Source organism: Mesorhizobium sp. M0854, from assembly GCF_040319815.1.
GTDB lineage: Bacteria > Pseudomonadota > Alphaproteobacteria > Rhizobiales > Rhizobiaceae > Mesorhizobium.
The window spans coordinates 557,627-577,766 of record NZ_JAMYOL010000002.1 but is presented as its reverse complement, the minus strand read 5'-3'; the positions used below and the strand labels follow the sequence as shown (position 1 = coordinate 577,766).

Annotated in this window: 15 protein-coding genes; 11 read left to right on the top strand and 4 right to left on the bottom strand. The window is 63.1% G+C overall.

The genetic code is table 11. The features are described 5' to 3' along the window. The first annotated feature begins 414 nt into the window (after positions 1-414). The 4 genes from NKH99_RS05705 (at position 415) to NKH99_RS05690 (ending at position 4,919) form a co-directional block, all read left to right on the top strand. Positions 415-1,026, top strand: a complete 612-nt coding sequence (locus NKH99_RS05705; RefSeq protein ID WP_352774301.1) for an SMI1/KNR4 family protein — start codon at positions 415-417, stop codon at positions 1,024-1,026. 148 nt (positions 1,027-1,174) lie between these two features. After that, on the top strand, positions 1,175-2,791 hold the full coding sequence (locus NKH99_RS05700) for a GMC family oxidoreductase (protein ID WP_353013098.1): 1,617 nt from the start codon (positions 1,175-1,177) through the stop codon (positions 2,789-2,791). Then, positions 2,788-3,999 carry a mandelate racemase/muconate lactonizing enzyme family protein gene (locus NKH99_RS05695; protein WP_352816082.1) on the top strand — a complete coding sequence of 404 codons (1,212 nt, stop codon included), beginning with the start codon at positions 2,788-2,790 and terminating at the stop codon, positions 3,997-3,999. Before NKH99_RS05700 ends, NKH99_RS05695 begins: the two co-directional genes overlap by 4 nt. Further along, a complete protein-coding gene (locus NKH99_RS05690) occupies positions 3,996-4,919 on the top strand; it encodes an NAD(P)-dependent oxidoreductase (protein ID WP_352816080.1) in 924 nt (307 codons plus the stop codon). Before NKH99_RS05695 ends, NKH99_RS05690 begins: the two co-directional genes overlap by 4 nt. A 92-nt stretch (positions 4,920-5,011) precedes the next feature. On the opposite strand, the gene NKH99_RS05685 is transcribed toward NKH99_RS05690, so the two are convergent. Then, a complete protein-coding gene (locus NKH99_RS05685; protein ID WP_352816078.1) occupies positions 5,012-5,950 on the bottom strand; it encodes a diacylglycerol/lipid kinase family protein in 939 nt (312 codons plus the stop codon). A 737-nt stretch (positions 5,951-6,687) separates the two neighbouring features. Between NKH99_RS05685 and NKH99_RS05680 the strand changes: the two genes are divergently transcribed. The 3 genes from NKH99_RS05680 to NKH99_RS05670 all read left to right on the top strand — a co-directional run bounded on the left by NKH99_RS05680 (position 6,688) and on the right by NKH99_RS05670 (position 8,935). Further along, entirely contained in the window at positions 6,688-7,122 is a 435-nt protein-coding gene (locus NKH99_RS05680; protein ID WP_352690658.1) for a hypothetical protein, read from the top strand. A 6-nt stretch (positions 7,123-7,128) separates the two neighbouring features. Continuing rightward, positions 7,129-8,259 carry a hypothetical protein gene (locus NKH99_RS05675; RefSeq protein WP_352816076.1) on the top strand — a complete coding sequence of 377 codons (1,131 nt, stop codon included), beginning with the start codon at positions 7,129-7,131 and terminating at the stop codon, positions 8,257-8,259. Between the two features lie 160 nt (positions 8,260-8,419). Beyond that, entirely contained in the window at positions 8,420-8,935 is a 516-nt protein-coding gene (locus NKH99_RS05670) for a hypothetical protein (protein WP_352541029.1), read from the top strand. Between the two features lie 8 nt (positions 8,936-8,943). Here the strand turns inward: NKH99_RS05670 and NKH99_RS05665 are convergent, their stop codons facing one another. Further along, positions 8,944-10,566 (bottom strand): FAD-binding oxidoreductase, encoded by a 1,623-nt coding sequence (locus NKH99_RS05665; protein ID WP_352816073.1) that lies wholly within the window; start codon positions 10,564-10,566, stop codon positions 8,944-8,946. Positions 10,567-10,684: 118 nt separating this feature from the next. Here NKH99_RS05665 and NKH99_RS05660 point away from each other — a divergent pair, with 118 nt between their 5' ends. Further along, a complete protein-coding gene (locus tag NKH99_RS05660; protein ID WP_352816071.1) occupies positions 10,685-11,179 on the top strand; it encodes a YegJ family protein in 495 nt (164 codons plus the stop codon). A 15-nt stretch (positions 11,180-11,194) separates the two neighbouring features. Here the strand turns inward: NKH99_RS05660 and NKH99_RS05655 are convergent, their stop codons facing one another. Together NKH99_RS05655 and NKH99_RS05650 are read right to left on the bottom strand one after the other, a co-directional pair. Then, positions 11,195-12,166, bottom strand: coding sequence for a DUF3137 domain-containing protein (locus NKH99_RS05655; RefSeq protein ID WP_352816069.1), 972 nt, complete (start codon positions 12,164-12,166; stop codon positions 11,195-11,197). 72 nt (positions 12,167-12,238) lie between these two features. Next, entirely contained in the window at positions 12,239-13,279 is a 1,041-nt protein-coding gene (locus NKH99_RS05650; protein ID WP_352469766.1) for a CapA family protein, read from the bottom strand. A gap of 140 nt (positions 13,280-13,419) precedes the next feature. Between NKH99_RS05650 and NKH99_RS05645 the strand changes: the two genes are divergently transcribed. The 3 genes from NKH99_RS05645 (at position 13,420) to NKH99_RS05635 (ending at position 20,037) form a co-directional block, all read left to right on the top strand. Next, entirely contained in the window at positions 13,420-14,673 is a 1,254-nt protein-coding gene (locus NKH99_RS05645; protein WP_353013090.1) for a hypothetical protein, read from the top strand. 114 nt (positions 14,674-14,787) lie between these two features. Next, positions 14,788-18,072, top strand: a complete 3,285-nt coding sequence (uvrB, locus tag NKH99_RS05640; protein WP_353013087.1) for an excinuclease ABC subunit UvrB — start codon at positions 14,788-14,790, stop codon at positions 18,070-18,072. A gap of 432 nt (positions 18,073-18,504) precedes the next feature. Next, complete coding sequence (locus NKH99_RS05635; RefSeq protein ID WP_353013084.1) at positions 18,505-20,037, top strand: ABC-F family ATP-binding cassette domain-containing protein; 1,533 nt, start codon at positions 18,505-18,507, stop codon at positions 20,035-20,037. Positions 20,038-20,140: the final 103 nt, after the last annotated feature.

Below are 20,140 nucleotides of genomic sequence, written 5' to 3'. Positions count from 1 at the left end.
CCATCATCGACTCAATCTCCTCTTACGACGAAGATTGAATCAGTGCTTCAGGACTGCTGCAACCCGGACTTTTTCAACACTATCGGTGGAAAGTTGCCATCCAGCCGCTATTGCGCCCGCTTCGCTGTCACCGGCGAACATTACTGAACGCAAACAGATTAATCAAAGCCGTAGCGAGGCTCACCGACATTGCAACAGCAAGACTAGACTTCCGCAGCGGATCGCAGCTTGGGAAGTCTCACGTCTCCGGCCGAACGAACTGGCTGGCGACCTTAGGTTGTAGGCGCGAAAGTCACCGTCGGGCGCGATTACCAACTCTGTGATGTTCGCCCGTTGTTTTCGATGTGATAGATCAGGTTGACAAGGTAGACCCTAGAACCCGTCAAAAGTGGGTAAATGGAGCTATTAGGGACAATGCGTTCGCAGGAAGAATGGTCAAGCAATGAAGACGCTCGTGCATACAGAGAGCTCCGAACCCTAGTCGATAAATGGAAACGCCTCGGGACGAAGACATATCCGGATGGAACAGAGTGGATCGGGCATACTCCTGATCGAGCGCCTGAAGCGTATTTGCATCAACTGTATGCGCCGCTTGACGCCATCGGAATTGGGCAGATGGAGTCTGAAATTTCGCGTCGACTCCCAGATAATTTCCGTTGCTTTCTCATGCTCCACAACGGGATAGGTCTGTTTGCGAATTATATAAACGTCTATGGGCTGCGACGCAGCTGGTCACGCACAAATTTAGTGGAGGCGGGTCAACAACCCTTCTCCATACTGGAACCGAATGTACAGAGACGGCCAGGCAATGCACCAGACGATGTTCTCTTTATTGGTTCACTCGGGGATAATAGGAATTTAATTGCCATGAATCCGGACGGGAGGGTCTTTCGCTGGGAGAGTGATGATCCTCTGTTGGGTTCGATCAACTCCTACTCAAGCGTGTTCACCTTCCTGCTGGAAGAAGCCAATGAGGCTGCGGCCTTGTTCGACCCGGATGGGCGCAGATGCGATTCTGATAGCTGAGCTTCCAAACCAGCTTCGGCAACACGCCGAAATCCAAACCGGGTATCGCCAGTCGCTTTTTTCACAAGCGATGCCGGAAGCTCCGGTGATGACGGCGGCTTGCGGCGTTTAGGCTGCAGCCTGAAATTCGGAGCCAGCCGCATCCATCATGCAGACCTATGATTTCATCATCGTCGGCTCCGGTTCGGCCGGCTCGGTCCTGGCCGAGAGACTGTCGGCTTCCGGCCGCTTCTCGGTGCTGGTGCTCGAGGCCGGCGGCAGCGACCGTCGCTTCTACGTGCAGATGCCGCTCGGCTACGGCAAGACCTTCTTCGACCCGGCGGTCAACTGGAACTACAAGGCCGAGCCGGATCCCGGCCTCGCCGGCAATGCCGACCACTGGCCGCGCGGCAAGCTGCTCGGCGGCTCGAGCTCGATCAACGCCATGGTCTGGATCAGGGGCGCGCGCGAGGATTTCGACGCTTGGGCAGCGGCCGGCAATCCCGGCTGGGGCTTCGATGACCTGCTGCCCGCCTTCAAGGCGCTGGAGGATAATCAGGCCGGCGCCGACCAATGGCGCGGCGTCGGCGGGCCGCTGCATGTCACCGACTGCTCGACCTCCGTCCATCCGCTCACCAAGCGCTATCTCGCCGCCGCCAACCAGGCCGGCCTGCCGCTCAACCCGGATTTCAACGGCGCCTCGCAGGAAGGCGCCGGCGTCTACCAGATCACCACCAGGAACGGCCGCCGCATGTCGGCGGCGCGCGCCTTCCTGCGCCCGGCGATGAAGCGCAAAAATGTCCGCGTCGAGATCAACGCCCTGGCGACAAAGATCCTGTTCGAGGGCAAACGCGCCGTCGGCATCGAATATCTCCAGAATGGCGCGACGAAAACCGCCCGCGCCGGCCGCGAGGTCATCCTGTCGGGCGGCTCGGTCAATTCGCCCCAACTTCTCCAGCTCTCCGGTGTCGGCCCGTCGGCGCTTCTTGGCGCGCTCGGCATTCCCGTCGTTCACGCCAACGAGAATGTCGGGGCAAACCTGCAGGACCATGTCGGCATCAACTACACGTTCAAGGGCAGGCTGCCGACGCTCAACCAGATCCTGCGCCCGTGGTGGGGCAAGCTGCTGGTCGGCATGCAATACGTGTTTTTGCGGTCGGGCCCGCTGTCGCTGTCGATGAACAATGCCGGCGGCTTCTTTCGCACCGATCCGGCCACGGCACGGCCCAACATGCAGCTCTATTTCCAGGCGTTTTCGACCGTCATTCCGAAGAGCGGCGAACGCCCGATCCTGACGCCCGATCCATGGCCGGGCTTTTCCATCGGACTGTCCAATTGCCGTCCGTCGAGCCGCGGCGAAATCATGATCCGTTCCGCCAATCCGCGCGATTATCCCAAAATCGTCGCCAATGCCTTTTCGACCGAGGCGGACGTCGCTGAAATGCTGGCGGCGGTGAAATTCGTCCGGAAGATCGCCTCGATGCCGGCGATGGCGGAGATCATAGAGGAAGAGGTTTTGCCCGGTCCCTCGATCACCTCCGACGCGGATCTCATTCAGGATTTCAGGAAGCGCTCGGGCACCGTCTATCACCCGGTCTCGACCTGCCGCATGGGGCCGGACCCGGCGCGCGCCGTCGTCGATCCGCGCCTCAAGGTACACGGCATCCAGGCGTTGCGCGTCATCGACGCCTCGATCTTTCCGGACAACATAACCGGCAACACCAACGCCGCCGCGATCATGACCGGATGGAAGGGCGCCGAACTGGTTCTGGAGGATCAAAAATGAAAATCACCGACGTCAAGACCTGGGTGGTCGGCAATCCGCCGCCCGGCATCGGCGGCAAGTATTTCATCTTCGTCAAGCTCACCACCGATGGCGGCGTCGTCGGCTATGGCGAGGCCTACAACGCCACCTTCTCGGCCCATGTCACGGCGAAAATGGTCGAGGATATGGCCGAGCGTTATCTGATCGGCCGCGACCCGCACGATATTGAGACCTTCTTCCGCCGCGCCTATTCGTCCGGCTTCACCCAGCGCCCCGACGTGTCGGGCATGGGCTGTTTCTCGGCGCTCGAAATCGCCTGCTGGGACATCATCGGCAAGGAGGCCGGCAAGCCGGTCTACAAGCTGCTTGGCGGCCAGGTACACGAAACGCTGCGTTCCTATACCTACCTCTACCCGCACAGCGGCAGCGTCCATTCGGAGGACGCCCGCGGCAAGAACGTCTATAACGACCCAGATCTGGCCGCCGCCTGCGCGCTCGAATATGTCGAGCAGGGTTTCAATGCGGTCAAGCTTGACCCAGCCGGCCCCTACACCGCCTTCGACGGCCACCAGCCGCGCCTCGTCGACATCGACCTCTCCGCCCGCATGGTCAAGGCGATCCGCGAGGCGGTCGGCACCAGGGCCGACATCCTGTTCGGTACGCACGGCCAGTTCACCGCATCGGGCGCGCTGCGCCTCGCCCGCGCCATCGAGCCCTATGATCCGCTGTGGTTCGAGGAGCCGGTGCCGCCCGACATGCCCGAGGTGATGGCGCAGGTCGCCCGCGCGACCTCGATCCCGATTGCCACCGGCGAGCGGCTAACAACCAAATTTGAGTTCGCCCGCGTCATCGAGAACCGTGCGGCGACCATTCTTCAGCCCGACCTTGGCCGCTCCGGCGGCATTCTCGAAACCAAAAAGATCGCCGCCATGGCCGAAGCCTACCACATTCAGGTCGCGCCGCACTGCTACTGCGGACCGATCGTCGGCGCCGCCAACATCCAGCTTGCGGTGACGCTGCCCAATTTCCTCATTCTGGAATCGCTGAAACAGTGGGACGGTTTTCACGCGAAGCTGCTCAAGAAGAAGATCGAATGGCTGGACGGCAACGTCATCCCGTCGAAGGAGCCAGGCCTCGGTGTCGAACTCGACGAAGCCGTCTGCGAGGCGCATCCCTGGACCGGCAAGGACCTGCATTTGCAGATGCTGCAGACGCCGTTGATGCCGTGAGCGCGCGTCAGAGCTATGCCTTCGTCGGTCTTGGCCATCTCGGCGGCCAGCTCGCCGCCAACCTGATCCACAACGGCTTTGCCGTCACCGTATTCGACCTCGACCAGGCGGCCGTCGAGCGGCTGGTGATGCTTGGTGCCGATGCCGCCAACAGCCCGGCTGATGCCGCTGGCCGCGCCGGCAATGCCATCACCTTCCTGCCCTCGCCAAAAGTCAGCGAGGCGGTGCTGGCCGGCCCCGGCGGATTGCTCGAAGGCCTGCCCGCAGGCGGCAGTTGGATCGAGATGTCGACCAATGGCCAAGACGAGATCTTGCGCCTTGCATCCCTCGCCTCGGCAAGAGGCGTCGAGACGCTCGAATGCCCGGTCACCGGCGGCGTGCATCTGGCAGCCGTCGGACAGATCACCGCGCTGGTCGGCGGCGACACAGCGCTTTATGCGCGCCACCGCCCTGCCGTCGAGGCGATGTGCGCGCGCTCGTTCCTGATGGGTCCGGTCGGCTCGGCGGCGGTGATCAAGGTCATCACCAACATGCTGGCCTTCATCCATCTGGTCGCCGCCGGCGAAGCGCTGATGCTGGCCAAAAAGGGCGGGCTCGACCTTGCCCAGTCCTATCATGCCATCGTCGCCTCCTCCGGCAACAGCTTCGTCCATGAGACCGAAAGCCAGCTGGTGCTGAACGGCTCCTACGACATCGGCTTCACCATGGACCTGGCGTTGAAGGATCTCGGCTTCGCCCTCGGCATGGGTGAAAAATTCGGCGTTCCGCTCGAGCTTGCCTCGCGCGTCGACGCAATCTTCAGGCAAGGCAAGCAGGCCTATAGCGGCAGCGCCTGGTCGACGATGATCGTGAAACTGCTCGAGGATGCCGTCGGCACCGACCTGCGCGCACCCGGTTTCCCGGCTAAACTCGCAAGTTGATATTGGCTGGATTATCAATCGATTTCAGTCGATTGGAGAGATCGCCGGAACCAGAGCCGCAGTCAACTGAATCAAAGTCTCAACACCTTGATTCAATATCTCAGCGTCAATGCGCCGGGCAGGATCTGGAAAGTCGCTGGTATGCGACCCGGCGATTCGCCGTCTACGTCGATCAGCGCGGCGTTCTTTTGCACATCGCCGAGCGGCTCGACAACCACTTTCTTGCCGCGCAGGATGGTGATCGCAGGATGGTTGCGGTGCCGCCCGCCATAGAGCAGGCGGATGTCCCAGATCAGCTTCAGCTTGCCGGCGGCGCGCAGGATGACGATGTCGAACTCGCCGTCGTTAAGCTCGGCGTCGGGCGCGATCATCATGCCGCCGCCGAAGAATTTGCCGTTGGCCACCGCCACCAATGCCATGCGCGCCTCAACCGGGGCACCGTCGTCGATGGTGATCGCAACCTCCTGGAAGCGGTAACGGAGGAATTCCCAGACCGTGCGCCAGTAGAACAGTGCCTTGGCCGAAACCTTGCCCTTGCGCCTGTCGGCGTTGACGGCACGGTCGGTAGCGCCGGAAAGCCCGAGGCTGGCGATGTTGATGAAATGGCGGCTGGCCAGTGCGCCATGGTCGTCGACATAGCTGATGCAGCCGGCATCGACCTTGCGCGGCTTTGCCTCGGCAATCCGCTTCAGCGTCAGATCGACATTGTTCGACAGGCCGAGCCCGCGGGCAAAGTCGATGCCGGTGCCGCAAGGCAGCAGCCCGAGTTCGGCCGTCCGGCCGCTTTCCCGGAAAGCCTTCAGCAGCCCGTCGGCGACTTCGCTGGCGGTGCCGTCGCCGCCGGCCGCGATCACCAGCTCGAAGCCGATGGCGGCAAGGTCGAGCGCCAGCCGTTCGGCATCCCCCTCGGCCTGCGTTTCACGCAGCTCGAAATCGCCGAAATGTCTTTTCAGCGAAGCCGCAACCTCGGGCCAATGCCGCTTGAGCCTGCCGCCGCCGGCGATCGGATTGAGAACCACCGCGACCTTCAAGCCTGCCTCCCCAAGGCCATCGAACACGCCTTCCAATCATTTGCCGGCATTGAAGCCCGCGCCGGCCTGCGGGGCAAGGGTCGATTACCCGACAATGCGGCTTCGGCATCGAGGCGGCAAATCCCGACCGGCGGCGGCAGAGATCGGAAAGTCGCTATTTTGGCAGGGTCAGTCCCCGATAATCCCGCTATCCACAGGCATGCGGCAGTTCCGCCGAACGCTTATCCGACGTACGTTAAAACCCATCTCAGGCGGCAACCGATCGCCACGCCGAAAGGCAAAGCGGAACGGCGGATTTCCTGAGGCCCGTACGGCCCTGAACGAGAACAGGCTTGCTTGTTGGAGGGATGGACGCCGAGACCTACGGGGCCGCGGAAAGCGTGCGAACGCCGACGGCGGACCGATGCTGCCATGAAGGACGGCAAAAACCTTCGATGGCGCGCTGGGCAAAGCTCGCAAGAGTGGGGACCGGCGTGGTCCGGAACGGACGCTGCCCTCGGGTGGCGACTGGCAGGACCGTCAAAATCAAGGCCGGCATGGCGCGACATCTTTCGGGAGTTGCTGCCGCGACCGTGTCCTGATCTGACAGGGAGGCGCTGGGAGAGATCCCGGCGCCGACTGTCTTTGTGGCCCCGCCTGACGATTTTGCCGGCGACGCTTCACGCTGCGCCAAAATCAGCTACTATCCATTTGTCGTCGGGGGCCGTTTAAAGGGGCTGACGGCAGGGGGACATTTCATGACGCTCATCCAGAAGCTTGCTGTTGCCTATGCTTTCCTGTTCTTCGGCGTTGTTGCCATCGGCTATGTGCCGGCTTTCAACGACGCCGGCGGCAATCTGTTCGGCCTGTTCTCGCTGCAATGGTACGACGATTTGCTGCACGCCTTCTCCGGCGTCTGGGCGCTGGCCGCCGCCTTCATCTCGCACCGCCAGGCGGTGTTCTATTTCAAGCTGTTCGGCTCGGTCTATCTGTTCGACGGCGTGCTCGGCCTGGTCACCGGTTCCGGCTGCCTCGATGGCGGCATCTTCATCAACGGCTTCCGCTCCCTGAACGACATCGAATTCCCGGCCCGCTTCTTCGCCAACCTGCCGCACATCTTCATCGGCGGCTTCGCCGTCTACGTCGGGTTCTGGCTGTCGAAACGTGTGTACGACCATTTCGCCACGGCCTGACCGGCCATGTTCCTGTTCCGCTGGCTGAAGCGCATCATCAAGGCGATCCTCTGGCTCGTCGTCATTGTCGTGTTGATCCCGATCGCCGGGCTGGCCTACGGCTTTCTCACGACGCCGTCGCTGGACACAACGCCATTGCCGGGCGTCGCCGAGGGTGCCCCGCCAAAGGCGCTGGCCGACAAGATCCGTGCCGAGATCCCCGGCTACCAGCGGCCGGAGGAATCGACCTTTCTTACCTATCCGGAGTGGGCCATCGTCTACGCCGCCCGCGAATATGCCGGCTTCGTCGACAAGAACCAGCCGAGCGGTTTTCCCTATCTCTCCTATATCGGCCGCTTCTGGCAGGACTATGCGATGGTCATCCGCGCCAGCTCCACCTACAAGTTCAACCTCGACAACCACCAGATGCTGGTGGTCATCGGCACCAGCCACACGATCGAGCACGCCATCCAGTGGGCCTATGAAAATACGATCGGCCGCGTCACCGAAGCGACAGCCGGCAAGCGCACCGCCGTCGACATCTACCAGGCCAAGGTGGCGGCCGATTATGCCGGTTTTCTCGACCAGGTGCCGTGGTACCAGTTTCCCTATGCCGAAAAGCGTGCCGGCCTGTTTGCCGTCCAGCCGGCAGCGGACGACAGCGCCGTCCGCACCAGCGAACGCAAGCTCGCTTTCGGCCTCGCCGACACGATCAAGCAGGGCTATGCCGATCTGATCAAGTCGGCGCTCGCCGCCACCACCGATCCCGCCTTGCTCGATATTCATGTCTGGGCCAAGGGTCCGGTCGGCGAGGTGACGCGCAACGAACCCGACACCTTGCTGGAGCGCGATCTCGGCGCCGACGGCGCGATCTTCGTCACCAGACGCTATCAGGTGTTCACCGACATGATCCCGCGCCTGATCGGCAAGGGCGTCTCCATCGTCGAGATCGGCGGCAATGACGAGATCATGGTCACCATGCTTTCCAATGACGAGATCAATGTTCCCGAAGGTGCACGCACCTTGTTCAGCTACCCGCTTCCGGCGCAACCTTCGACGCGCCGCACCGGCCTGACCGTCGCCGTGCGCAAGCTGCACATCGTGCTGCCGGCGCTGATGACGGCGGGCGCCAGGCTCGAGCATGTCTACGATTACTGAGGCCTTTCGGTCACAGTCGGCCTCGGCAGGACGTTGCGTGATGCTCCGTCACGCTCATTCCACAATCGCGGCCAAATCCCGCCTTGTTCCGCAACGATTGATGATGCCGTAGACACGTTGTCTTGCGCACATGTGCCAGGCAACTCGGAGGGACACGACCGTGATCAAGACCGCCCTTGTCGCCATGACCATCGTCGGCTGCGATTGCGACGCCAGGCTTTGCGAATATATCGGCGAGACGCCCGCCAAATGGTCGACCATCGCCGAATGCGAAGCGGCGATGAAAAGCCAGATGCTGCACGAGCGCAATTTCGACTATCCGCTGGTCTCCGGCATCTGCCGGACACAGAACTCGTCTTCGTCATCGCAGCTCGCTGCGACCGCTTCCGAGCCTGAATTGACGACGGCCAGCACCGCAGCGACAGACCCGCTGCCACCGGAACTGAGCCATCGGCCCAGTGCTGCGGTCGGAACGCAGGCCACGGCGACGGAAACGGAAGCCGTCCGGCCGGTCGCCTATGAAGCGGCGGTCGATGGCGGCCGCGCCGTGGTCTACCGCACGAAGGCCGGCTACGCCGTGGTCAAGACCGATCTCGGCCGCGCCGCATCGGCAACGATCGGCATCGCCAGGCGTTCGGCGAACTGGCTGGCGGCGAAGCTGCCTGACGGTTTGTAGCCGCCGCTTCAGGCCGTGCCGATCAGTGCCTTGACGGCGCGATAAAAAATCGACGAAAACAGCTCGCCCGGATCGTATTGCAGCTTCTTCGCCAGGAAGGACGGCAGTTCCGGATAGGAGGCAAGCAGCTCCTTGCCTGTGTAGTGGAGCTGGTAGGGCAGGAAAAAACGCCCGCCATGCTTGATCGTCACGTCGATCAGCGCCCTTGTCAGCGCCCGCATCCTGGCATTGCCGTCAGCGTTTGTCGGCTGATTGATGTAGAGCACCAGCGAATAGGCCGGCTCCGGCGCATAATTCAGCGCCACATCCTCCTTGTGGACGATGCGTACCGACGCGTTGAGCACCGGCAGGGTCTGGTTGCGCAGGATCTCGCGCGCTTCCGCGATGAACGGGTTATAGGCCGCCCGCGGGATGAAATACTCGTGCAGGATGTCGGTCTCGTCGAGCAGATCGTTGAACAGATAGGGCACTGAATCGTGCATCGGGTTGTTGCGGGTGACCAGGCAGGCCTCGCCCTCGCCCATTGCCGTCGTCCGCGCCACCGTGCAGCTCTCGAATTGCGGCTCCAGCGTCTTTTCGGTGAACCATTTCAGCTCCTGGAACAGGCTGCCCCATTTCGCCAGGTTGATGATCACGCGCTTGAGCCCGACCGAACCCGGTTCACCGATTGCCGGCTGGTCGGCCGGCGGCTGGTCGGCGACCTTGTCATAGCGGTAGACGATCATATCCTCGAGGAAATTGCCCGGCGCAGTCGACAGATGCCCATAAAACAGACCGATCGCCCTGTTTGGCTCCAGAACCTCGGCGAAGAACGTCGGGAAATCGTCCGATTTTATGATCTCGCGCGAGGTCCGGTAGACGGCGTTGTCGACGATGTCGAGTGTCGCCTCCAGCACCACGCCGAACAGGCCGTAGCCGCCGACGACGTGGCGAAACAGCTCGGTATTTTCGGCCGGTGAGCAGGTCGTCACCGAACCGTCCGCCAGCATCACCCGCATCGATCGGATCGAACCGGCGACCGAGCCGGCCTGGTGGTCCATGCCATGCGCGTTGACCGACAGCGAGCCGCCGACCGAAAAGATGTCGGTCGACTGCATCGCCTTCACCGCGAAGCGCGGGTGCAAAAGGTTCTGGATGTCGTGCCAGCGCGCGCCCGGCTGCAAGGTCATCGTCTTTGCAGCCGGGTCGATACTGACCTTGTTGAATTTACGCATGTCGAGGACCAGCGCGTTGTCGTCGAAGGCGTGGCCGCCCATCGAATGGCGCACTGCCGCGACCGAGACCTTCAGGCCATTGGCGCGGGCAAAGGCCAGCGCGCTCGCGATGTGGTCTTCCTCGCTGACTTCGATAACGCCGTAGACCGGTGTCATCGACAGGCCGCTGGCATCGTTGATGTTGCCGCCCTTGGTCAGCCATGGCAGCGCCGGATCGTAGGCTGGCGGGCCCTCCAGCGGCTTCTGCGCCAGGTCGATTCCGTCAATGTCGGCGATGCGCCCGGAATTCTTCTGCCCCGACGGACCGCGCGCCAGCCGCGCCACGGTCGTGCCGCCCCAGAGCATCGCGCCGCCGACCACGGTCGTACCCAGCAGCAGCCGCCGCGACAGGCGAAACCCCTTGCGTTCTTCGACCATAGCCCCACCCCACTGCCCCAGGAATAGCGCCTGATGGAGACAAAAACCAGTTGCCAATCAGACGTTCGGCGAACGATGATCCGGTTTGTCTGGCGAAAATGTCGAAAGCAGTCGCATCATGAAGCTTGCAGCCCGTATCGCGCTTGCCCTGTTGCTTGCGTTTGCTCCGGCATCAGCCGACGCGCAGACTCCTGGTCAAGGCGACGACAAGGTCGTCAGCGTAGCTGGCGACGATCCGGAGATGGCGGCCGCTATCGAGCAGGCGCGTGCCAGTCTCGACGACTTCCTGGTATTGGCCGACGCACCGCCATCCGGAACGGCCGACTTCCAATTGAAAGTCGTGGTCAGGGACGGGGACGCCACTGAACATTTCTGGGTCTTTCCCTTCCACCGGACGGCGGCCGGATTCGCAGGAACCTTGGACAACGAGCCGCAGACCGTGCACAACGTCGTGGCAGGCCAGGAGATCGAATTCAGCCGGGACGATATTTCCGACTGGGGCTACATGAAGAACGGCCGCCGGGTGGGAAGTTTCACTGTCTGCGTTCTCTTCAAAAAAATGTCGAAGGAAGACGCCGACTATTATCACCAGAACTATGGCTTCGATTGCTGACGGCTGAATTCTAGTTCAACCGGCTTCTACATCCTTCACGCCGATCTTGCGGACCAGTGCCGCGGTCGCCAGGATCGTGGCCATGTCGGCGATCATCGGCGCAACATGCTTGGCATAGTCGAGCGGCACAGAGATGTCCGGCAGTTCGAAGAAGTTCTTCGTCTGCGGAAGCAGCAGAAAGCCGTCGCTGCCGTTGAGCGCGACGCGTGCCGGTTCCTTCGGCCATGTTTCGCCAAGCCATTCGAGCGCCTGCGCCAGCCGGCCGGTCACCAGCGGCCGCGCCGCTTCGATGTTGTCGGTGTGGAACTCGTAGGCGGCGTCGAGTTCGGGTACGCCGCATGACAGTTGTTCCGTCTTGCTGCCGAACATGCCTCGGAAGAAACCTACCACCATATTGGCACGGCGCGCCGCCACCAAGATTCCCGGGAACGGCGCAATGGTGTCGAACGCGATAATGACGCCCTTGAACGCCTGAGATGTGGTCTTGCCGTTCCTCTCCAGCAGCGTCACCTCATAGAGCTCGAACGCAAAGTCTTCATACCGACCGGAGACGACGTCCTCGAAATACGAACGGTTGAACACGCCAATCGTCTCGCGCGGCAGCCGATCGAAAGAGTTCGGCGTTACGCCATGCTGATAGCGTACGTCCTGGATGAAGCCGAAGACGATCGGCAGCAAACTGTTGCGGAACGTCTGCTGCAATTTGCGCGCCGGCCTGATCGCCTGGAGATAGAGCAGGATCGCCGCCAGGAACCCGCCGATATAGAGGAACACATGCGGGGTCGAGAACCACTGCTCGTTGGGGTCGGCAACCCCGTTGAAGAGCCAGGCCACCAGCGCCACGAAGACAACCACCGATCCGATGAAAAGTGGCACCCGCCAGCGCGTCCGGCGATAGGCCGAAGCCCTTTGCGCCTCGTAGGCCTCGATGTCCTTCCTGAGGCCGGCGATCACCGCTTCGCTCGGCATGAAATCCGCAGTTTCCATCACCCACCCGCCCCACAAGCCCGCCCGCGTTGGGCATGATAGCCGGTTTGGTGGACCGCGTCAGCGCAGCTGTCAGCGCCCGGCACCGAAGATCGCATCGAGGCGGGCCAGAACCCTTTGCCTGGATTTTCCCGCCAGCGTTTCAACCGGCATCAGCCGCTCGTGATCGCCGGCGCGCAGCCGCATGAAGGCATGCAGCCGGTAGGCGGCGATGGCCCCGCGCGTGCCGGGATCGTCGCTGATGTCGACGACGAGAATGGCGCCGATGCGGCCGGGCCATGGCTGGCGCGCGAAGGCGGTGCCGATGAAATCGCCGAGCCCATAGGCGACGAGCGTCTTGCCGATCCGCTCGATCGGCTGCACGACATGGGCATGATGCCCGGCGATCAGGCCGACGCCATGTTCGGCCAGAAGTCGCGCCATTGCCCGCGTCTTCGCACGTGGAAAATGCCGGAATTCCCAATCCCAATGCGGCACCGCGCAGAGGAGGTCGACACCCGAAGCGGCAGCGTGCGGCCATTGCGTCGGATCGGCTTGCATCGAGACTCGGCCCGCCAACTGAGCCTCGTCGGTATTGCGCCACAAGGTAAAGGCGGCAAGGCCTATGGTCAGCGAACCAACCGCAAACCGCTCGACCGGAGCCGCACTGCCGATCGTGCGGATGCCTAATTGCTCCAGCGCGGCGACGGTCTCGTCGAAGCCGGCAATACCCTGGTCGAGCACATGGTTGTTGGCCAGCGACAGCACCAGTTTTTCACGCGAAATGCCGGCGGCGGCCAGCGCCTCGGCAAGGAACCGCTCGCTCATCGCGTGGTGCGTGCCGAGCCTGGTGCCCCAAACAGCGCTCGGCCGCTCCACCACCGGGCTTTCGCAATTGCCGACCACCAGATCGGCCGAGGCAAGCAGTGCCGCAATCGCCGGATCGCAGTCTGGCGCGCGGCGATTGGCCACCGCCGAGATATCGCCGACGAAAGCCAGCCGCACCGTCCGCGCCGGCAGTGGTTCGAGCAGGGCTGCGGCCGCCGGAGCAAAGCCGCGCGCGTCGCCATTGAGCGAAGGCCGGAGAAAACGCGGCAGCCACGACAGTTTGTAGGAAAGCGGATAGTTCGACACGCGACGCCCAATCGTTTGCCTTGTGTAGACCGTCCGCCGGATTGATTGAAGCGTCGACTGTTGTGGGTGAACCGCAGGCCACAGGCGCAGCGAACCAAATGCGTGTATGATCCACTGCGGAGCGACAAAGGGCGATCACGATGACGCGTTTTTCCAGGCTGGTGGCGTGCGCCATCATTCTTCTCCTGCCGCTGGCTTCACCCAGCGCCGCGGCTCCCGAAGCGGCGGCCCTGTTCGAGGCAAAAATCGTAGCCGAACGCGACAGCGCTCTTGCCGCTCTGGAAGCCGCCGCGCCAGGCGATCCGGCAGCCGCCTACGCCGCCGGCGCCGGCGAATTCTTCACCGCGCTGGAGATCCTGGCCGGCGGCCTGCACCGCCACGGTTTCGACAGCCCGCAATCCTTCATGCTGCCGCTGATGCGGCTGCCGGTGCCGGACAATGCCAATCCCGAGCCGCTGACCTACGAACAATTCCGCGCCATTCTCGTCGCCTTCCGCGACAGGCTGGAGAAATCCGCGGCCACGCTGGGTTCGGTACCCGCCGACGCGGACATCGGCATGGTCATCGACCTCACCCGCCTCGGCATCGACCTCAACGAGGACGGCACGATCGCGCCGGACGAAAGCGCCGCGGCGATCATGGCGTCTCTGTCACGCGGCGGCGGTGCGCCAGACGCGGCCGCACCCGCCCTCATCTTCCGCTTCGACCGCGCCGACGGCTATTGGCTGCAGGGCTATGCCGAGTTCCTGATGGCGCAGGCCGACTTCTGGCTGGCGCATGATTTCAGAAACACGTTCGACGGCTCCTTCCACATGCTGTTCCCGCGCGCAAAACTGCCGCTGCAGGATACGCTCGTGCCGCTGGACGGTGGCACGAATGGCGGCATCCTGACGTCCGAATGGCGACTAGCCGACTTTATCTCCCTGGTGCATCTCATTAACTGGCAAGTGGTCGAGCCTGAGCGCCGGCAAGCGGCACGCCGCCATCTCATGGAAATGATCCGGCTGTCGCGCGAGGATTGGAAAGCCATCCGCGCCGAAACCGACAATGACCGCGAATGGCTGCCGGGGCCGCAGCAGAAAGGCACCAGCCCGCTGACCGGTCTCGAAGTTGGTGAGCAGCAGGTACAGGCCTGGCTCGCCGCCCTTGATATGGCCGAGGATCTTCTGGAAGGCCGCACCTTGCTGCCGCATTTCCGCATCGCCGACAAAGGCATCAACATGAAGCGCTTCTTTGATGAGCCAAAAACCTTCGACCTGGTGCTGTCGATCACCGGCCCGGCCATCGCGCCCTATCTCGAGCGCGGCAAGACTCTCACCAGCGAGGAGTTCAACCAGATCCAGCGCCAGTTCGGCGGCGCCGGGTTTCTGACGTTCGCGCTTTGGTTTAATTGAGCGGCGCACTTCGACGTTGCTCCTGACAGCCTGCTGTCAGCAGCCAAATTGCGCGCGGCACCCTTCACCACTCCGCTCTTTCCATTTTGGCCGATACCTCCCATATTCGGGGCCATGGCCAGACTCTCCGACAAGAAAACGCCGCCGCCGGCGAATGACGAGCGCGCTTCGCCGCACAAGCGGCGCAGTCCGCTGACCGATTTCCTCGATGCCTCGGAGCCGCTGCATGGCTTTGCCGAAGCGCCGCAGGCCGAATTCACCGGCGCGCCGCTGACCGGCTCGATTGCCGACTGGGCCGAGCAGATCGAGCAGGAAGCCGAGAAGGAAGGGCGTCAAATCTCCCCCCTCGAGGGGGAGATGTCGCCGAAGGCGACAGAGGGGGTCGGCAAAGGAAGCGCTCGGCATCAAGGGTCGCCGAGCACTGCCGCACCGACCCCACCCGGCGGCTCCGCCGCCACCCTCCCCTCGAGGGGGAGGGAAGGCGCCAAGTCTGCCAAGAAAATCCCGGAGCGCTCCTCTTCTCCCGGCCGTACGGCACGCGGCACCTCGATGGGCGGCGCGGCTTCGGCGCGGGAGCGTACCGCGGCCGGTCTCAACCCTGTCGCTGGCCTCGATGTCTCCCTGGAAGAGGCCGAGACCATGGCCTCGGGCGGCGTCACCGCGACCGTCGCGGCGCTGTCGGCGCTGATCGAATCCGGCAATCCGCTGCACAAGGACGGCGTGCTGTGGACGCCGCACCGCCCTGCCCGGCCTGAGAAATCCGAAGGTGGCATCGCCATCAGGATGGTCTCGGATTTCGAGCCGGCCGGCGACCAGCCGACGGCGATCAAGGATCTCGTCGAAGGCGTCGACCGCAACGACCGCACCCAGGTGCTGCTCGGCGTCACCGGCTCGGGCAAGACCTTCACCATGGCCAAGGTGATCGAGGAGACGCAGCGCCCCGCTCTGATCCTGGCGCCCAACAAGACGTTGGCCGCGCAGCTCTACTCCGAGTTCAAGAAATTCTTCCCGGAAAACGCCGTCGAGTATTTCGTCAGTTACTACGACTATTACCAGCCGGAGGCCTATGTGCCACGGACCGACACCTACATCGAGAAGGAATCCTCGATCAACGAGCAGATCGACCGCATGCGCCATTCGGCGACGCGTTCGCTGCTTGAGCGCGACGACGTCATCATCGTCGCCTCGGTGTCCTGCATCTACGGTATCGGCTCGGTCGAGACCTACACGGCGATGACCTTCCAGATGCAGATCGGCGACCGGCTCGACCAGCGCGCGCTGCTCGCCGACCTCGTCGCCCAGCAATACAAGCGCCAGGATATCAATTTCGTCCGCGGTTCGTTCCGGGTGCGCGGCGACACGATCGAGATCTTCCCGGCCCACCTTGAGGATCGCGCCTGGCGCATCTCGCTGTTCGGCGACGAGATCGAGGCGATCACCGAGTTCGATCCGCTGACCGGCCAGAAGACCGGCGAGCTGAAGAGCGTCAAGATCTACGCCAATTCGCACTATGTGACGCCGCGGCCGACCTTGAATCAAGCCATCAAGTCGATCAAGGAAGAACTGAAGTATCGCCTGCAAGAGCTTGAAAAGGCTGGCCGCCTGCTTGAGGCGCAGCGGCTTGAGCAGCGCACCCGCTTCGACCTGGAGATGCTGGAGGCGACCGGGTCCTGCGCCGGCATCGAGAACTATTCGCGCTATCTGACCGGCCGCCAGCCGGGCGATCCGCCTCCAACCTTGTTCGAATACATACCCGACAATGCGCTGGTCTTCGTCGACGAAAGTCACGTCACCATACCGCAGATCGGCGGCATGTATCGCGGCGACTTTCGTCGCAAGGCGACGCTGGCCGAGTATGGTTTCCGCCTGCCGTCCTGCATGGACAACCGGCCGCTGCGCTTCGAGGAATGGGACGCCATGCGCCCGCTCTCCGTCGCGGTTTCGGCGACGCCCGGCGCCTGGGAGATGGAGCAGTCCGGCGGCGTCTTCGCCGAGCAGGTCATCCGCCCGACCGGCCTCATCGACCCGCCGGTCGAAGTACGCCCGGCCAAGACGCAGGTCGACGACGTCGTCGGCGAAATCCGCGAAACCACGAAGGCCGGCTACCGCACGCTGGTGACCGTGCTGACCAAGCGCATGGCCGAGGATTTGACCGAATATCTGCATGAGCAAGGCATACGCGTGCGCTATATGCACTCCGACATCGACACGCTGGAGCGCATCGAGATCCTGCGCGACCTGCGCCTCGGCGCCTTCGACGTGCTCGTCGGCATCAACCTGTTGCGCGAAGGCCTCGACATTCCCGAATGCGGTTTCGTCGCCATTCTCGATGCCGACAAGGAAGGTTTCCTGCGCTCCGAGACATCGCTGATCCAGACGATCGGCCGCGCCGCCAGAAACGTCGACGGCAAGGTCATCCTCTATGCCGACCAGATCACCGGCTCGATGGAGCGGGCAATGGCCGAGACCAACCGCCGTCGCGAAAAGCAGATGGAGTGGAACGCGGCCAACGGCATCACCCCGGAATCGGTCAAGTCGCGCATTTCGGACATCCTGGACTCGGTCTACGAAAAAGATCATGTCCGCGCCGATATCTCGCAGTTCACCGACAGCGCCGGCGCGATGATGGGCAACAATCTGAAAGCGCATCTCGACGCCCTGGACAAGCAGATGCGCGATGCCGCCGCCAATCTCGATTTCGAGAAGGCAGCCCGTATCCGCGACGAGATCAAGCGGCTGCGCGAGATGGAGCTGTCCATCTCCGACGATCCGCTGGCCAAATATGCCGACATGGAAAGCCCGGTCTCGGGCCGCGAAAAGGGCAAGCACAACAAGGGCGTGGCCAAACACCGTACATCGGAGGAACAGGAGCGTTTCCGCAAGCTCGACGAGGCACGTTCGGCCGAAGAGGCGGCCCGGCCCAACCTCTTCCGCAAGCCGGCACTCGACGAGATGGGCGCCGACGGCGCCGTGCCGGTGAAGAAGCCGCTGTTTTCGAAGCCCTCGCTCGACGCCATGGGGCCGGGCACGGATATGCCGACCCCGGCCGGCGCAGTGTCGCGTTCGCTGTTCAAGAAGCAGTCGGCCGAAGAGGCGCACGGCTCCGACTTCGGCATCCCGGGCGAACCGACCAAGCCGCTATTCAAGAAGAACTCGCTCGACGAGATGACCGTGCGGCGGACGGAAAAGCCGGTCGAAGGAAAGGTGCCAGCGAAACCACAGCCGATCTCCCCCCGTGTGGGGGAGATGCGCGGCAGGGCAGAGGGGGGCGCAAAGGAACGCAACGATTCCGCCAAACCCATTGTCCGCCAGCGCAGTGGTATCGGCTCCTACGAAGACCCGGCCGACGCCCGCCGTGAAAAGCGCCGCCCCGGCAAGACGGGGCGCCCGGGACGCTAGCGAGCTTCCCTTCTCCCCTTGGGGGAGAAGGTGGATCGGCGCGCAGCGCCGAGACGGTTGAGGGGTGCTGGACGGATCGCCGTCGGTGCCAAGCTGGAGCACCCCTCATCCCGACCGCTTCGCGGCCACCTTCTCCCACAAGTGGAGAAGGGGGAGCCTAGCCACTTGCCATCGGCCCTAGCCTTGGTGTAGCCAGTTTCTACAACTCGAACGTCTTGAAAGGAGGGCTGCGTGTTATTTTCTCACCACCGTCAGCGCGGCCCTGTTTTTGCCCTGCGAGCTAGCTTGCAGGGCTGACCAGGGACGGTCCGGGTTTTCCCCGCTTCGATTTTTTGGTCTGCCCTTCGTGGTGCGCAATGCCGAGCCTAATGGCTGGCACGTGCACCGTCAAAGTGCATTGAGCCGGGCTCCGGCAAGACCAGAGAAATCAAAATGGCCCTGATCAGCCTCAAATCCCTCGGCGTCACCCTGAATGCGCCGCTGTTTTCCAACCTCGACCTCACCATCGGCACCGGCGACCGGCTCGGCATCGTCGCCGCCAATGGGCGCGGCAAATCCACTTTGCTGAAGTGCCTGACCGGCGAGATGGAGCCGACATCAGGCGACATCACCCGTACGCGCGGCCTGCGCGTCGGCTATGTCGAGCAAGTCGTCCCGGCAGCCTTGGCCGGGCGTAGCTTTCATGAGGTGGTGGCCGCCGACGCCTTGCCGGCCGAGCAGGCCGAAAGCGAGCAATGGCGCGTTGACGTGGTTCTCGACTCGCTCGACGTGCCGCAGCCGATGCGAGCGCGGCCGATGCGTGCCTTGAGCGGCGGCTGGCAAAGGCTGGCGCTGATCGCCCGCGTCTGGGTCACCGACCCCGACGTCCTGCTTCTCGACGAGCCGACCAATCACCTCGATCTCGGCAAGATCAGCCAGATCGAGACCTGGCTGAACGCGCTGCCACGTGAGGTGCCGCTGGTGATTGCCAGCCACGACCGCGCTTTTCTCGATGCTACGACCAACCGGACGCTGTTCCTGCGCCCGGAACAGTCGCCGGTATTCTCGCTGCCCTATTCACGAGCCAGGGACGCATTGAGCGAAGTCGATGCCTCGACCGAGCGCAAATTCCAGCGCGACATGAAAGTGGCGCAGCAGCTGCGCCGGCAGGCCGCCAAGCTCAACAATATCGGCATCAATTCCGGCAGCGACCTTTTGACGGTCAAGACCAAGCAGCTCAACCAGCGGGCAGAGCGTCTGGAAGAAGCGGCAGCGCCGGCACACCGCGAAAGATCGGCGGGCGCGATCAAGCTCGCCAATCGCGGCAGCCATGCCAAGGTACTGATCACGCTCGACGATTTGGTGGTCGGAACACCTGACGGCACGGTTCTGTTCAGCACCGGCAAACGCCACATCTGCCAAGGCGACCGCATCGTCCTGCTCGGCCGTAACGGCGTCGGCAAGTCACGGCTGATCGGCCTGATCCGGAACGCCATCGTCGAGCCGGAAACGGCGGCGCGAAGCCTGAAGGTGACGCCGTCGACGGTGCTCGGCTATAGCGACCAGGCATTGTCGGGCATCGGCGGCGACGACACGCCGCTGGCGATGCTCTCGCGCAGATTCGATGTCGGCGAGCAGCGCGCCCGCTCGCTGCTGGCGGGCGCCGGCGTCAGCATCGACATGCAGGAGCACAGGATCGGCGTGCTGTCGGGCGGACAGAAGGCGCGGCTGATGATGCTGGCGCTGAGGCTCGCCAATCCCAACTTCTATTTGCTCGACGAGCCGACCAATCACCTCGATATCGATGGTCAGGAAGCACTGGAAGCGGAATTGCTGGAACATCAGGCGAGCTGCCTGCTTGCCTCGCACGACCGCTCCTTCATCCGCGCGGTTGGCAACCGCTTCTGGCTGATCGAGAAACGGCGATTGACCGAGATCGACAGCCCGGAGGAGTTCTTCCGGGAGGTTGCCGAAGCCGGCGGCTGAAGGCTTGCGGAAAAAAATTCCGGCGCTCTGTCGGATGATGATCGCATGCCACGTCCTTGGGTTGCCGACACGGTGATGCCGGCGCCAATCGAGGAGAAAGCAT

Excerpts from the sequence above, each read along its gene's own strand:
- uvrB (WP_353013087.1), top strand. The coding sequence starts at position 14,788 with ATGGCCAGACTCTCCGACAAGAAAACGCCGCCGCCGGCGAATGACGAG.
- NKH99_RS05635 (WP_353013084.1), top strand. The coding sequence starts at position 18,505 with ATGGCCCTGATCAGCCTCAAATCCCTCGGCGTCACCCTGAATGCGCCG.
- NKH99_RS05660 (WP_352816071.1), top strand. The coding sequence starts at position 10,685 with ATGAAGCTTGCAGCCCGTATCGCGCTTGCCCTGTTGCTTGCGTTTGCT.
- NKH99_RS05665 (WP_352816073.1), bottom strand. The coding sequence starts at position 10,566 with ATGGTCGAAGAACGCAAGGGGTTTCGCCTGTCGCGGCGGCTGCTGCTG.
- NKH99_RS05680 (WP_352690658.1), top strand. The coding sequence starts at position 6,688 with ATGACGCTCATCCAGAAGCTTGCTGTTGCCTATGCTTTCCTGTTCTTC.
- NKH99_RS05645 (WP_353013090.1), top strand. The coding sequence starts at position 13,420 with ATGACGCGTTTTTCCAGGCTGGTGGCGTGCGCCATCATTCTTCTCCTG.
- NKH99_RS05705 (WP_352774301.1), top strand. The coding sequence starts at position 415 with ATGCGTTCGCAGGAAGAATGGTCAAGCAATGAAGACGCTCGTGCATAC.
- NKH99_RS05675 (WP_352816076.1), top strand. The coding sequence starts at position 7,129 with ATGTTCCTGTTCCGCTGGCTGAAGCGCATCATCAAGGCGATCCTCTGG.
- NKH99_RS05655 (WP_352816069.1), bottom strand. The coding sequence starts at position 12,166 with ATGGAAACTGCGGATTTCATGCCGAGCGAAGCGGTGATCGCCGGCCTC.
- NKH99_RS05700 (WP_353013098.1), top strand. The coding sequence starts at position 1,175 with ATGCAGACCTATGATTTCATCATCGTCGGCTCCGGTTCGGCCGGCTCG.
- NKH99_RS05695 (WP_352816082.1), top strand. The coding sequence starts at position 2,788 with ATGAAAATCACCGACGTCAAGACCTGGGTGGTCGGCAATCCGCCGCCC.